Origin of the sequence: Limimaricola sp. G21655-S1, assembly GCF_027213785.1 — a bacterium.
In the GTDB taxonomy this organism is placed as follows: domain Bacteria; phylum Pseudomonadota; class Alphaproteobacteria; order Rhodobacterales; family Rhodobacteraceae; genus Limimaricola.
Window position 1 is genome coordinate 48,984 of sequence record NZ_JAPWGO010000009.1, and the last position, 11,984, is coordinate 60,967.

14 protein-coding genes are annotated in these 11,984 nt (G+C 68.8%); 4 read left to right on the forward strand and 10 right to left on the reverse strand.

Annotated features, from left to right (window positions below):
• Positions 1–25 precede the first annotated feature (25 nt).
• The 4 genes from O4G76_RS10570 to pip all read right to left on the reverse strand — a co-directional run bounded on the left by O4G76_RS10570 (position 26) and on the right by pip (position 4,947).
• Positions 26–1,669 carry an ABC transporter ATP-binding protein gene (locus O4G76_RS10570; RefSeq protein ID WP_269397298.1) on the reverse strand — a complete coding sequence of 548 codons (1,644 nt, stop codon included), beginning with the start codon at positions 1,667–1,669 and terminating at the stop codon, positions 26–28.
• Positions 1,666–2,838, reverse strand: a complete 1,173-nt coding sequence (locus O4G76_RS10575) for an ABC transporter permease (protein WP_269397299.1) — start codon at positions 2,836–2,838, stop codon at positions 1,666–1,668. The genes O4G76_RS10570 and O4G76_RS10575 overlap by 4 nt, the downstream gene beginning before the upstream one ends.
• A complete protein-coding gene (locus O4G76_RS10580) occupies positions 2,835–3,827 on the reverse strand; it encodes an ABC transporter permease (RefSeq protein ID WP_269397300.1) in 993 nt (330 codons plus the stop codon). Before O4G76_RS10580 ends, O4G76_RS10575 begins: the two co-directional genes overlap by 4 nt.
• Before the next feature lie 127 nt (positions 3,828–3,954).
• Positions 3,955–4,947, reverse strand: coding sequence for a prolyl aminopeptidase (pip, locus tag O4G76_RS10585; RefSeq protein WP_269397301.1), 993 nt, complete (start codon positions 4,945–4,947; stop codon positions 3,955–3,957).
• A 63-nt stretch (positions 4,948–5,010) separates the two neighbouring features.
• Between pip and ubiG the strand changes: the two genes are divergently transcribed.
• Positions 5,011–5,778 carry a bifunctional 2-polyprenyl-6-hydroxyphenol methylase/3-demethylubiquinol 3-O-methyltransferase UbiG gene (gene ubiG / locus O4G76_RS10590; protein WP_269397302.1) on the forward strand — a complete coding sequence of 256 codons (768 nt, stop codon included), beginning with the start codon at positions 5,011–5,013 and terminating at the stop codon, positions 5,776–5,778.
• Here ubiG and O4G76_RS10595 read toward each other — a convergent pair.
• The 4 genes from O4G76_RS10595 to O4G76_RS10610 are packed head-to-tail and all read right to left on the reverse strand — an operon-like array spanning position 5,775 to position 8,064.
• The gene (locus O4G76_RS10595; RefSeq protein ID WP_085895241.1) at positions 5,775–6,218 is read right to left on the reverse strand and encodes a MarR family winged helix-turn-helix transcriptional regulator; all 444 of its coding nucleotides are present in this window, start codon (positions 6,216–6,218) and stop codon (positions 5,775–5,777) included. The genes ubiG and O4G76_RS10595 overlap by 4 nt on opposite strands.
• A complete protein-coding gene (locus O4G76_RS10600) occupies positions 6,215–7,051 on the reverse strand; it encodes a carbon-nitrogen hydrolase family protein (protein WP_269397303.1) in 837 nt (278 codons plus the stop codon). Before O4G76_RS10600 ends, O4G76_RS10595 begins: the two co-directional genes overlap by 4 nt.
• Positions 7,048–7,317: a glutaredoxin 3 gene (gene grxC / locus O4G76_RS10605; RefSeq protein WP_085895239.1), complete on the reverse strand. Its 270-nt coding sequence runs from the start codon at positions 7,315–7,317 to the stop codon at positions 7,048–7,050. Before grxC ends, O4G76_RS10600 begins: the two co-directional genes overlap by 4 nt.
• Before the next feature lie 36 nt (positions 7,318–7,353).
• A complete protein-coding gene (locus O4G76_RS10610; protein WP_269397304.1) occupies positions 7,354–8,064 on the reverse strand; it encodes a ComF family protein in 711 nt (236 codons plus the stop codon).
• 28 nt (positions 8,065–8,092) lie between these two features.
• Between O4G76_RS10610 and O4G76_RS10615 the strand changes: the two genes are divergently transcribed.
• Positions 8,093–8,920: a methyltransferase domain-containing protein gene (locus tag O4G76_RS10615; RefSeq protein WP_269397305.1), complete on the forward strand. Its 828-nt coding sequence runs from the start codon at positions 8,093–8,095 to the stop codon at positions 8,918–8,920.
• Between the two features lie 117 nt (positions 8,921–9,037).
• Complete coding sequence (hemH, locus tag O4G76_RS10620) at positions 9,038–10,087, forward strand: ferrochelatase (RefSeq protein ID WP_269397306.1); 1,050 nt, start codon at positions 9,038–9,040, stop codon at positions 10,085–10,087.
• 54 nt (positions 10,088–10,141) lie between these two features.
• Here hemH and O4G76_RS10625 read toward each other — a convergent pair whose 3' ends face one another.
• The gene (locus tag O4G76_RS10625; protein ID WP_269397307.1) at positions 10,142–10,741 is read right to left on the reverse strand and encodes a L,D-transpeptidase; all 600 of its coding nucleotides are present in this window, start codon (positions 10,739–10,741) and stop codon (positions 10,142–10,144) included.
• A gap of 164 nt (positions 10,742–10,905) precedes the next feature.
• On the opposite strand from O4G76_RS10625, the gene O4G76_RS10630 reads away from it, so the two are divergent.
• Positions 10,906–11,415 (forward strand): CAP domain-containing protein, encoded by a 510-nt coding sequence (locus O4G76_RS10630; protein ID WP_269397308.1) that lies wholly within the window; start codon positions 10,906–10,908, stop codon positions 11,413–11,415.
• A gap of 73 nt (positions 11,416–11,488) precedes the next feature.
• Here the strand turns inward: O4G76_RS10630 and O4G76_RS10635 are convergent, their stop codons facing one another.
• Positions 11,489–11,983 (reverse strand): murein L,D-transpeptidase family protein, encoded by a 495-nt coding sequence (locus O4G76_RS10635; protein ID WP_269397309.1) that lies wholly within the window; start codon positions 11,981–11,983, stop codon positions 11,489–11,491.
• Position 11,984 lies beyond the last annotated feature (1 nt).

Consider the following 11,984-nt stretch of genomic DNA (forward strand, 5'->3'; position numbering starts at 1 on the left):
CTCTCGGCCCACCGGACCGATTCGCTTACATCTTATCAGTCGCCGCCTCGCCCAAGGCCTCAACTCTCCGTTCGGCCAGAAGCCGGTCGAGCCAGTCGGGATCCATCTCGGGCACCGAGGACAGCAGCAGGTCGGTGTAGGGGTGGTGCGGCGGCGTGAACATCTCGGTCTTGGGACCCTGCTCGATCACCCGGCCCTCCTTCATCACCACCACCTCGTCGGCGATCGCCTTCACCGTGGCGAGATCGTGGGTGATGAACATGTAGCTCAGCCCGAGCTCGTCCTGCAGCCGGGCGAGGAGCTTGAGGATGCCCTCGGCCACCAGCTGGTCGAGCGCGCTCGTCACCTCGTCGCAGATGATCAGCCGCGGCTCGGCGGCGAGCGCGCGGGCGATGCCGACGCGTTGCTTCTGCCCGCCCGACAGCTCGCCCGGCAGCCGGTCGCGGTAGATGGCGGGGTCGAGCTCGATCTGCTCGAGCAGCTCGTCGACGCGGGCCGCCAGCCGGCGCCCCTTGAGCCCGGAATAGAACCGCACCGGCCGCCCGACGATCTGCGCGATGCTCTGGCGCGGGTTCAGCGCGGTATCGGCCATCTGGTAGATCATCTGGATCTGCCGCAGCTGGTCCTTGGAGCGCTGGCGGTAGCTCGGCGGCAGCGCCTCGCCCTCGAAGCGCACCACACCGCTCCTTGGCGGCAGCAGCCCGGTGATCACCCGCGCCGTCGTCGACTTGCCCGAGCCGCTCTCGCCCACCACCGCCACGGTGCGGCCGGGATGGATGTCGAAGCTCACCTCGTTCAACACGACCTGTTCGCCGTAAGCCGCCGTCACCCCCTCGACCGCCAAGATCGGCACGCTCTCCGGGCCGGGCTTCGGCTTTTCGGGGCGGTGATAGCCGCGCACCGCCCAGAGCGACTTGGTGTAGTCCTCGCGCGGTGCATCGAGCATCTCGCGCGTCGGCGCGGTCTCGACCTCGTCGCCCCGGAGCAGCACCTTGATGCGGTCGGCCATCTGCGCCACCACCGCGAGGTCGTGGGTGATGTAGATCGCCGAGGTGCCGAACTGGTCGACGATGTCGCGGATCGCCGCCAGCACCTCGATCTGGGTGGTCACGTCGAGCGCGGTGGTCGGCTCGTCGAAGATGATCAGGTCGGGGCGGCAGGACATCGCCATCGCGGTCATCGCGCGCTGCAACTGCCCGCCCGAGACCTGGTGCGGATAGCGAAAGCCGATCTCCTCGGGGTTGGGAAGCCTGAGCTTGGCATAAAGCTCGATCGCGTCCTCGATGCTTTCGCCCCGGTCCTGCACGCCGTGGCGCACCGGTGCCTCGACATGCTGGTCGATCAGCTTGTGGGCGGGGTTGAAACTCGCCGCCGCCGATTGCGCGACATAGGCGATGCGGCGGCCCAGCAGCGAGCGCTTCTCCTCGGTCGAGGCGTTCATCAGGTCGATGCCGTCGAACATCACCGAGCCGCCCGAGATCCGCACCCCGTCGCGCACATAGCCCATCGCGGCGAGGCCCAGCGTCGATTTGCCGGCCCCGGATTCGCCGATCAGCCCCAGCACCTCGCCCCGGCCCAGCGTCAGGTCAACGCCGTTGATGATCGGGTGCCACTCCTCGTCTGAGCGGCCCTCGATCCGCAGGTCGCGGATTTCCAGAAGCGGCGTCACGATTTCAGCCCCGACGCGCGGTGCAGCATCCAGTCCACCACGAAGTTCACCCCCACCGTCAGGATCGCGATGGCCAGCGCCGGCAGCAGCGGCGCCAGCGCCACCATCGGCGCGAAGGCCGCGAAATTGATGAACTGCGCGAGGTCGCGGACCATGGTGCCCCAATCCGCCAGCGGCGGCTGGATGCCGACCCCGAGGAAGGACAGCGAGGCGATGGTCAGGAACACGAAGCAGAACCGCAGCCCGAACTCGGCCAGAAGCGGCGCCATGGCGTTGGGCAGGATCTCGCGGAACACGAGATGGCCCATTCCCTCGCCCCTGAGCTTCGCGGCCTCGACGTAATCCATCACCACGATGCCGATGCCGACCGAGCGCGCGAGGCGGAACACCCGCGTGCTGTCGATCACCGCGATGATCAGCACCATGTAGAAGGTGAGCAGCCCGCGCGCGCCATCGGCCCAGACCGAGGCGATGGTGAGCAGCAAGAGCGCGAAGATCAGCGAGGGGATCGCCATCAGCACGTCGACGCCCCGGCTCAGCACCTGGTCGAGCCAGCCGCCGACGACGGCGGCCAGAAGCCCCAGCGAGCCGCCGAGAAAGAAGGCCAGCAAGGTCGTCGCGAAGGCGAGGCCCACGGTGTTCTGCGCCCCGTAGATCAGCCGCGAGAGGATGTCGCGGCCGATCCGGTCGGTGCCCAGCGGAAAGGCCGGGTCGCCGCCCATCGCCGGATCGCCGCCCGGCACCACGTTGGCCGCGCCCAGCACCGCCTCCTGCCCGTGCGGGGCGATCCAGCCCGCGAAGATCGCGACGAAGGCGTAGATCAGGATCACGAGGATGCCGAAGGCCGCCGTCAGCGGCATCTTGCGGAACTGCCGCTTCAGCCTCTCGGGCCCGAGGTGGCGCCCGGCGAGACGGAACAGGAAGGCCGCGACCGCGCAGATCGCAAATCCCATCACCGCCCAGCGGAAATACACCGCTCCCGGCTTCATCCACAGCCAGATCCCGGCCGCGATGGCGGCGAGCGCCAGCGCGTAGCCGAAGGCCACGCCATAGGACATGTCGCGGTAGCGCGGCGCGTTGCCGCTGAGCCTGCGCGCCGCCCAGAGACCGATCCAGGCCAGCGCCGCGATGGCGGCAAGCGCGCCGAGGAGCCAGATCCAGAGACTCATTTCGGGTGCCTCAGACGCGGGTTCGAGATGATCGACAGGATGTCGGCGGTGAGGTTCAGCAAGATGTAGGCGGCGGCAAAGATCAGGCAGCAGGCCTGCACCACCGGGATGTCGCGCAGCTTCACGCTGTCGACGAAGAGCTGGCCGATGCCGGGATAGACGAAGACCACCTCGACCACGACGACGCCGGTGACGAGATAGGCGAGGTTGAGCGCCACCACGTTGACGATCGGCGCCAGCGCGTTCGGCAGCGCGTGGCGCCAGATCACCCGCAGCGGCCGCATCCCCTTGAGCCGGGCCATCTCGATATAGGGCTGCGCCATCAGGTTGAGGATCGCGGCGCGGGTCATCCGCATCATGTGCGCGGTGACCACCAGCGTCAGGGTCAGGGCCGGCAGCAGGGTCTTTTCCAGCCGCTCGCCGAAGCTCATCCCGGGAAAGATGTTCGACAGCGACGGCAGCACCGGGTTCACCACGGCGAACAGCAGGATCAGGATGTAGGCCACGAAGAATTCGGGGCTGGAGATCGAGGACAGCGTCGCGATGTTGGCGCCCTTGTCGAAGGCGGTGTCGCGCCACAGCGCCGCGAGGATGCCGAGGCCCACCGCCAGCGGCACGGCGATGGCCGCCGTCACGCCCGCGAGGAACATGGTGTTGGCGAAACGCGGCCCGATCTGCGCCAGCACCGTGGCCGAGGGGTCGACCCGGCCCGTGAAGCTCGCGAAATTCGCCTGCGCGAAGCTGACGCCGAGATCACCGCGCGCCGCGTCCCAGAGCCACTGCGCGTAGCGGACCGGCAACGGCTGATCGAGACCGAGCTGGGTGCGGATCGCGGCGACCGCCTCGGGCGTCGCGGACTGGCCCAGCACGGCCTGCGCGAAATCGCCGGGGAGCAGATTCACCGCGCCGAAGATCACCGCCGAGACGATGAGCAGCGTCAACAGGCCAAGCGCCAGACGCTGCAGGACGATACGGATCACGCTCCCCAAACTGCCGTGCTCTCCCCTGGGACCCGGGATGCGGGTCGCTGCGGTGCGGTTCCGCACCTTCTTGATTGCGGTCAGGTTAGCGAAGCCTCGGAATCTGTAAAGCCTTGTGGTGATTACCCAACGTCGCCTAGCCGAAGATCGGCCCGTCATTGCCCCGGCCCAGCGCGTCGGTGGCGCGCACCAGCTCGGCCGAGATGCCCGGCTCGGACAGCGCGTGACCGGCGCGCGGGATCATCCTGAGCGTGGCGGCGGGCCAGCGCGCGACGAGGCTGTGCGCCCCGGCGGGCGGGCAGATCATGTCGTAGCGCCCCTGCACGATCAGCCCGGGGATCTGCGCGATCCTGCCCATCCGTTCGAGGATGCCCTGCCCCGGCGCAAGAAAGCCGCGATTGTGGAAGTAATGGTTCTCCAGCCGGGCAAAGGCGCGGGCGTATTCGGCGGGACCGTCGCCCAGCGGCCCGTCATTGTCGATCGAGGCCAAGGCGTTCTCCCACGAGGCCCAGCTGCGGGCATGGCGCAGCTCGCAGCCCGCATCGCCCGAGAACAGCCGCCGGTGATAGGCGCCGATCAGGTCGTCATGCTCGGCCTCCGGGATCGGCGCGGTGAAGCGCTGCCACAGCTCGGGCCAGAACTGCCCGGCGCCGCCGCCATAGAACCACTGCAACTCGGGCTCGGTCATCAGGAACACGCCGCGCAGGATCAGCGCCGCGGCCCGCTCGGGGTGGGTCTGCGCGTAGATCAGCGCCAGCGTCGCGCCCCATGAGCCGCCGAACAGCACCCAGCGCTCGATCCCGAGCATCTCGCGGATATGCTCCATGTCCGAGACCAGATGCCACGTCGTGTTGGCCTCGACGCTGGCATGCGGGCGCGAGCGGCCGCAGCCGCGCTGGTCGAACAGGATCACCCGCCAGGCCGAGGCATCGAAATAGCGGCGCATCGCGGGCGAACAGCCGCCGCCCGGGCCGCCATGCAGCACTACGACCGGCTTACCGTCCGGGTTGCCGCATTGCTCGACATAGATCCGGTGCCCGTCGCCGACATCGACCATGCGCTGGTCGAAGGGCTCGACGGGGGGATGAAGATGCGCGATGGCGCGACGGTGACCTGAGACCTTGTCCATGCCCGACCTATATAGGCACAAGCATCATGCCGTCACCCGCCCGCGACGAAGAAGGACCGAAACATGCCGCAGACCGATCCCGCCCGCTCCACCGTCGATGCGCAGGAGGTCGCCAAGTTCGAGGCGATGGCCGCCGAATGGTGGGACGAGAACGGCAAGTTCAAGCCGCTGCACATGCTCAACCCCTGCCGGCTGGGCTACATCACCGACCAGATCGCGGCGCAGTTCGACCGCGAACTTTCAGCGAAGACACCGTTCGAGGGTCTGCGGATTCTCGACATCGGCTGCGGCGGCGGGCTGTTGTGCGAACCGATGGCGCGGTTGGGCGCGACGGTGGTGGGTGCCGACGCGGCCGAACGCAACATCCCCGTGGCACGGCTCCATGCAAAGCAGTCGGGGCTCGAGATCGACTACCGCCACACCACCGCCGAGGCGATGGCCGAGGCGGGCGAGCGCTTCGACGTGGTGCTCAACATGGAGGTGGTCGAGCACGTCGCCTCGCCGATCGACTACCTCAGCGCCTGCCACGACCTGCTAAAGCCCGGGGGCCTGCACATCTGCTCGACCCTGAACCGCAACGCCAAGAGCTTCGGCATGGCGATCCTCGGCGCGGAATGGGTGATGCGCTGGCTGCCCAAGGGCACGCATGACTGGAAGAAGTTCATCACCCCGGACGAGCTCTACGACCTGCTCAGGCGCGCCGGGCTGACGCCGGTGGACCGCAAGGGCATGGTGTTCAACCCGATCTCCTGGAGCTGGTCGCTCTCGGAGCGCGACCTCTCGGTCAACTACGTCACCGCGAGCCTGCGGCCCGAGCGCGTCACGCTCTAATCCACGTCCGAAAGCCTCAGCCTGAGCTCGCGCAGCACCGGCAGCGCGGCGCGGGCCCGCTCGGCGCCGACCCGTTCGACCACGTCAGAGACGATCGGCGTGATCGCGGCGACGGCGGCGTTGCGCGCCTCGAGCCCGGCGGGGCTGATCGCCACCATCTTGCGGCGCGCATCGTCCCAGTCGGGACGGATATGCACCCAGCCCGCCCATTCCAGCTTGCCCAGCGTGTTGGTCATCGCCCCGCGCGTCAGGTGAAAGGTCTTGGCGAGCTGCGCCGGGCTGCGCTCGGACCCCGAGAAGGCGAGGTGGTTCAGCACCGAGAAATGCGACAGTTCCATGCCCTTGGGCAGCACCTTCGACATGGTGTTGCGCGCCAGCTGGTCGACGGCCAGGATCTCGCTGAACAGCGTGATGGCGAGATTGTCGAGAGGCTGGCTCATGCGGGTCCTTCATAGGGGCGGTCATGCGCGAGCGAGGGCACCCGCCGTCTCGCTTGTGCCACTTCGGCCATGTCCAGATCAACGATGCTGATACCGGCGGCCGTGCCGGCATCGGCGATGACCGCGCCCCATGGATCCACCGCGAGGCTGTGGCCCCATGTCTCCCTGGCCCGGCCCTCGGTCGCGGCGTGGCGCCCGCTCTGCGCCGCCGCCAGCACGTGGCAGCCGGTCTCGATGGCGCGGGCCCGCAGCAGCGTTTCCCAATGCGCGGCGCCGGTGACCAGGGAAAAGGCGCTGGGCACCAGCAGGATCTCGGCCCCGGCCTGCGCCAGCGCCCGGTAGAGATGCGGAAACCGCACGTCGTAGCAGATGGTCAGCCCGATCCTGCCCAACGGTGTCTCGGCCAGCACCGCACGATCGCCGGGGCGGTATCCGGCGGATTCGCGGTAGGTCTCGGTCTCGCTGACCTCGACATCGAACATGTGGATCTTGTCGTAGCGGGCATGGATGCCGCCATCGGGCCCGATCAGCAGCGAGCGGTTGGCAAAGCGCCCATCCGCGTCCCCGGTCTTCACCGCGATCGAGCCCAGCGACAGCCAGATGCCCGCCCGCGCCGCCTCGTCGCGCAACGCCGCGAGCATCGGATCCTCGGCCTCGTGCCGCAGCACCGCGAGTTGCCGCGCCCGGCTGGCCGAGACGCAATTGGAGACCTCGGGCGTGCAGACGAGCTCCGCGCCCTGCGCCACCGCCTCGCGGACCATCCCGCGCAGCGCCTGGACGTTCTGCGCCGGCTCGTCCGAGGCGGTGAATTGCAGGAGCGCGGCGCGGGTCACTTGCCCAGCATCGGGTCGAGCCCGCCGCGACGGTCGAGAAGCGCCATGTCGTCATAGCCGCCGACATGGGTGCCGCCGATGAAGATCTGCGGCACGGTACGGCCGCCATTGGCACGCTGCACCATCTCGGCGCGGCGCTCGGGCTGAGCCACCACGTTGATTTCGGTATAGCTGACGCCCTTCTGGGCCAGCAGGCGCTTGGCGGCGTGGCAGTAGCCGCAGGTGGGCGAGGTGTAGATCTCGATCTGTGGGGTCGTCTCGGCCATTCGTGTTCTCCGGAAAACAAAGAGGTTTCCCATGATCTAGGCATCCGGAGCGGCGCGGGCCAGTGCGATCACGCAGATCTCTTTCGCCCCAGCGGCGCGGGCCGCGGCGGCGCAGGCCGCGAGCGTGGCGCCGGAGGTCAGCACGTCGTCGGCGATCAGAACCTCGCGCCCCGCCAGCCGCGCGCCGCGGCGCGGATGCGGCACGATCGCCCCGTCGAGCGTCGCGCGGCGGGCACGGGCATCGCCGGACAGGCTATCGGTCGCGCGGCGCCGCCACAGCGCGTCGGGGCAATAATCGAGCCGCAATTCCCGCGCGATGCGCGCGGCCAGCAGCGCCGACTGGTTGTAGCGGCGCTGCCAGAGCCGGCCGCGATGCAGCGGCACCGGCACCACCAGCATGCCGGGCCGCGCCAGATCCACCGCCGCGCGCGCCATCCAGCGCCCCAGAGGCCGCGCCAGATCGGTGCGGTCGCCATGCTTGAGCGCCAGCGCCAGCCGCCGCCCGCCATCGCGGTAGCGCAGCACCGCCCGCCCCGCGCGCCATGGCGGCGGGGTGACAAGGCAGGAATCGCAGCGCAGCCCCGGCTCCGCCTCGCCCGGCAGCGGCCGCGCGCAAAGATCGCAGAGCGCGCCACCGAGGAACGGCGTGTCGCGCCAGCAGGCCCCGCAAAGCCCGTGATCCGCCTCGGTCATTTCGCCGCAGCCCATGCAGACCGGAGGGTAGATCGCCCTCAACACGCTTTGCATTCCGGTGCCGCCCCCCTATCTGCGGCGGATGTCACAGACCCAGCGCCCCGCCCTGTTCGATCGCCCCGCCCTCGCGCTTCGCCGCGCCCGCGCCGCGCGTGCGCCGGCCCTGTTCCTGCAGGAGGCGGTGGCCGACGACGTCGAGGATAGGATCGCCGAGGTTAACCGCAGCTTTACCGACCCGGCGGTGGTGACGCCCTGGCCCGGTCTCTGGGCGCGGCGGCTGCCGGAGGCGAAGATCGTTCCCGATGCCGAGATCCTCGATCTCGCCCCCGGTACGCATGACCTGGTGATCCACGCGCTGGCGCTGCACTGGGCCGAGGACCCGATCGGCCAGCTGATCCAATGCGCCCGGGCACTGCGCCCGGACGGGCTCCTGATCGCGACGCTGTTCGGCGGAGAGACGCTGGCGGATCTGCGCGCGGCGCTGACCGCCGCCGAGACCGCCGTCACCGGCGGGCTGTCGCCCCGGGTCGCGCCGATGGGCGAGATCCGCGATCTCGGCGCGCTGCTGCAACGCGCCGGGCTGGCGCTGCCGGTGGCCGATGGCACGCCATTCGACGTCAGCTACGAAACCCCGTTCCACCTGATGCGCGATCTGCGGGCGATGGGCGAGACCAACGCGATGGCGGGCCGCCTGTGCCGTCCCACCCGCCGCGCCGTGATGGCCGAGGCGGCGCGGCTCTATGCCGAAAGCAACATGCGCCCCGATGGCCGGGTCGGCGCGCGTTTCGAGGTGATCACCCTGACGGGCTGGGCGCCGTCGGCGGACCAGCCGCAGCCGTTGCGCCGCGGCTCGGCGACGCATAGCCTCGAAGAGGCGCTGCGGCGCGCCCGCGACGAAAGCGCCGATTGACCCGATGGCCGCGGGACCCGATCCCTGCGGCCGAACCTGCCGGCAGCTTGTCGGGACCGCATTTCCGCTACCTTGCTTTGAAAACATTCATTAACGCCGCAGCCCCGAGGACAGACGATGCTCGACGCGACCCGACCGACCCACGCCCCCGCCGATCACCCGGCGCTGCCGAAATCCCGCGTCGGCATCCTCGTCGCCAATCTCGGCACCCCTGACGGCACCGATTACCGCTCGATGCGGCGCTACCTGTCCGAGTTCCTTTCCGACCGCCGTGTCGTCGATACCAACCCGTTGATCTGGCAGCCGATCCTGCAAGGCATCATCCTGTCGAAGCGGCCGCAGAAATCCGGCGCCGCCTACCGCTCGATCTGGAACGAGGAACTGAACGAGAGCCCGCTCCGGACCATCACCCGCGCCCAGACCGACGCGCTGCGCGCCCGCTTCGAGGCGGAGCATGGCGACGCGGTGCAGGTCGAGTTCTGCATGCGCTACGGCAATCCCTCGACCAAGTCGGTGGTGCGTCGCATGGTCGAGAACGGCTGCCGCAAGATCCTGTTCTTCCCGCTCTACCCGCAATATGCCGGTGCCACTTCCGCCACCGCCAACGACGCCTTCTTCAAGGCGCTCTCCAAGGAGAAGTGGCAGCCCACCGCGCGGGTGGTGGACCCCTATTTCGACCGGCCCGACTACATCGAGGCCCTGGCCAACTCGGTGCGCCGCGCGCATCCCACGCCTGAAAGCCGCCCCGAGGTGCTGGTCTGCTCCTATCACGGCCTGCCCAAGCGCTACCTGCTGGAGGGCGACCCCTATCACTGCCAGTGCCAGAAGACGACGCGGCTGCTGCGCGACGCGCTGGGCTGGGAGGACACGCGCGTCGTGACCACCTTCCAGTCGGTCTTCGGCCGCGAGGAATGGCTCAAGCCCTACACGGTCGAGGAGGTGGCGCGGCTCGCCAAGGACGAGGGCGTGCGGAAGATCTCGGTCTGTGCCCCGGCCTTCTCGGCCGACTGCATCGAGACGCTCGAAGAGATCAACGAGGAGATCCGCGAGAGCTTCGAGCATGCGGGCGGCGAAAGCTTTACCTACATCCCCTGCCTGAACGAGCACCCCGAGCATATCGACATGCTGGAGCGGGTGATCCGCGAGAACCTCTCCGGCTGGATCTGAGACACGAAAAAGGGGGCCGTGCGGCCCCCTTCCCGCATGCGCTGCGGCGCGATTTCAGATCAGCATGACCTGCGTGCCGATCTTCGACAGCGAGAACAGCTCGGCGATGTGCTCGTTGTAGAGACCGATGCAGCCATTCGAGGACCGGCGACCGATCTTGCGCGTGTCGTGGGTGCCGTGGATGCGGTAATACTGCCAGGTCAGCCACATCGCATGGGTCCCCAGCGGGCTGTCGGGACCGGCGGGGATGTATTCGGGCCATTCGGGGTTGCGCTGGCGCATCTCGGGCGTGGGACGCCAATCCGGGCCCTCGACCTTCTTGATGATCTCGGTGCGGCCGAGGCGGGTGAGATCGGGCGTCAGCGGCACCGAGCTCGGATAGAGCCGGTAGACGCTTTCGTCCTCGCTCCAGAAATGCACGGCCCGGCTCTGGGTATCGGCGAGGATCGCGCCGTTGCGCAGGTCGGAGAAATAGGGCCGCCAGTCGAGCGAGCGGAAGCTCGAGACGTTGCGGCTCACGGAGGACGAGATGTCGCCTTCGATCTCGGTCGAGCCCGACAGGGCGAGCGCGGGGCTGGCCAGCGCGGCCGCGCCCAGCGCGGCGGTTGCGGCGATGAAGCCGCGGCGGTTCAACGCTTTGGGGTCGTTACCCATGCGAATCTCCAGACAGGGGGTGACGTCACCGGAATCTGGTAGATCGCGATCTCGTGAGGCGCAATTCACGCAAACGTCAGGGTGGCGGGGCACCGCCGATCTCGTTTGATCTGTCGCTTCAACGCCGCTAATCAGGCGCCTGTTCTCGATCTCACAGGTGACGCATGCAGCGACGCGAGCTGATTCTCGGTCTTCTCCTCACCGGCCTTTCGGCCTGCGCCGCGCCCTCGGGCCGGATCGGTCCGGACGGGCTGCCGCTGCCGCAGGTCTACCGGATCAAGCCCGAGGACGAGGCGCAGATCCCCTACCGGATGCTCGATGGCGTCAACACGCTGCGCCGGGCGCGCGGCCTGTCGCAGCTGACACTCGACGCGCAGCTCAACGCCGCCGCCGCGACGCATTCGCGCGACATGAGCGTCCAGAACCGGCCCTGGCATTTCGGCTCGGACGGCTCCTCGCCGGTCGACCGGCTGCGCCGCGTCGGCTTTTCGGGGCGGCTCGTGGGCGAGGCGATCTCCGAGACCTACGAGACCGAGCTCGAGACCCTCGCCGCCTGGATGGAGGAGCCGGCGACGCGCGACGTGATCCTCGACCCCGCGGCGACGCGGATGGGCCTTGCCTGGTTCCAAGAACCGGCGGGCAAGATCTGGTGGACCATGGTGCTCGCGGCCTGAGCCCCGCCAAGGATCACGCATGAAAAAGGGGCGCCGCGGCGCCCCTTCGCATGTCGGGGATGCCGCTGTCGGCTCAGGCCTTGACGAAGACCGGCGTATAGTCGCCGACCATCGAGTAGATCTCCTCGACCTCGTTGTTCATCACCGCGATGCAGCCGGCGGTCCAGTCCTGCTTGTTCTCGAAGGCCCGGGGCGTGCCGTGGATGAAGATCTCGCCGCCCGGGCTCTTGCCATGCGCCTCGGCGAAGGCGCGGTCGCGGTCGTTCGGATAGGAGATCCCGACCGACAGGTGATAGGCGCTGTTGGGATTGCGGCGGTCGATGATATAGGCGCCCTCCGGCGTCTTGCCGTCGCCCTCGAACTGCTTGTGGCCCACCGGCGCGAAGCCGAGCTGGAACGGATAGGCCTTCAGCGCCTTGTTGCCATGCATGAGATAGAGCCTGCGCTGCGACTTGAAGGCCATGATCGAGGTCACTTGCGGCCCGTCATAGCTCAGCACCTTGCGGCCCGAGCACGCCGCGAGAAGCGCCGGCGCGGCGAGGAGGATCTTGCGTCTGTCGATGGTCATG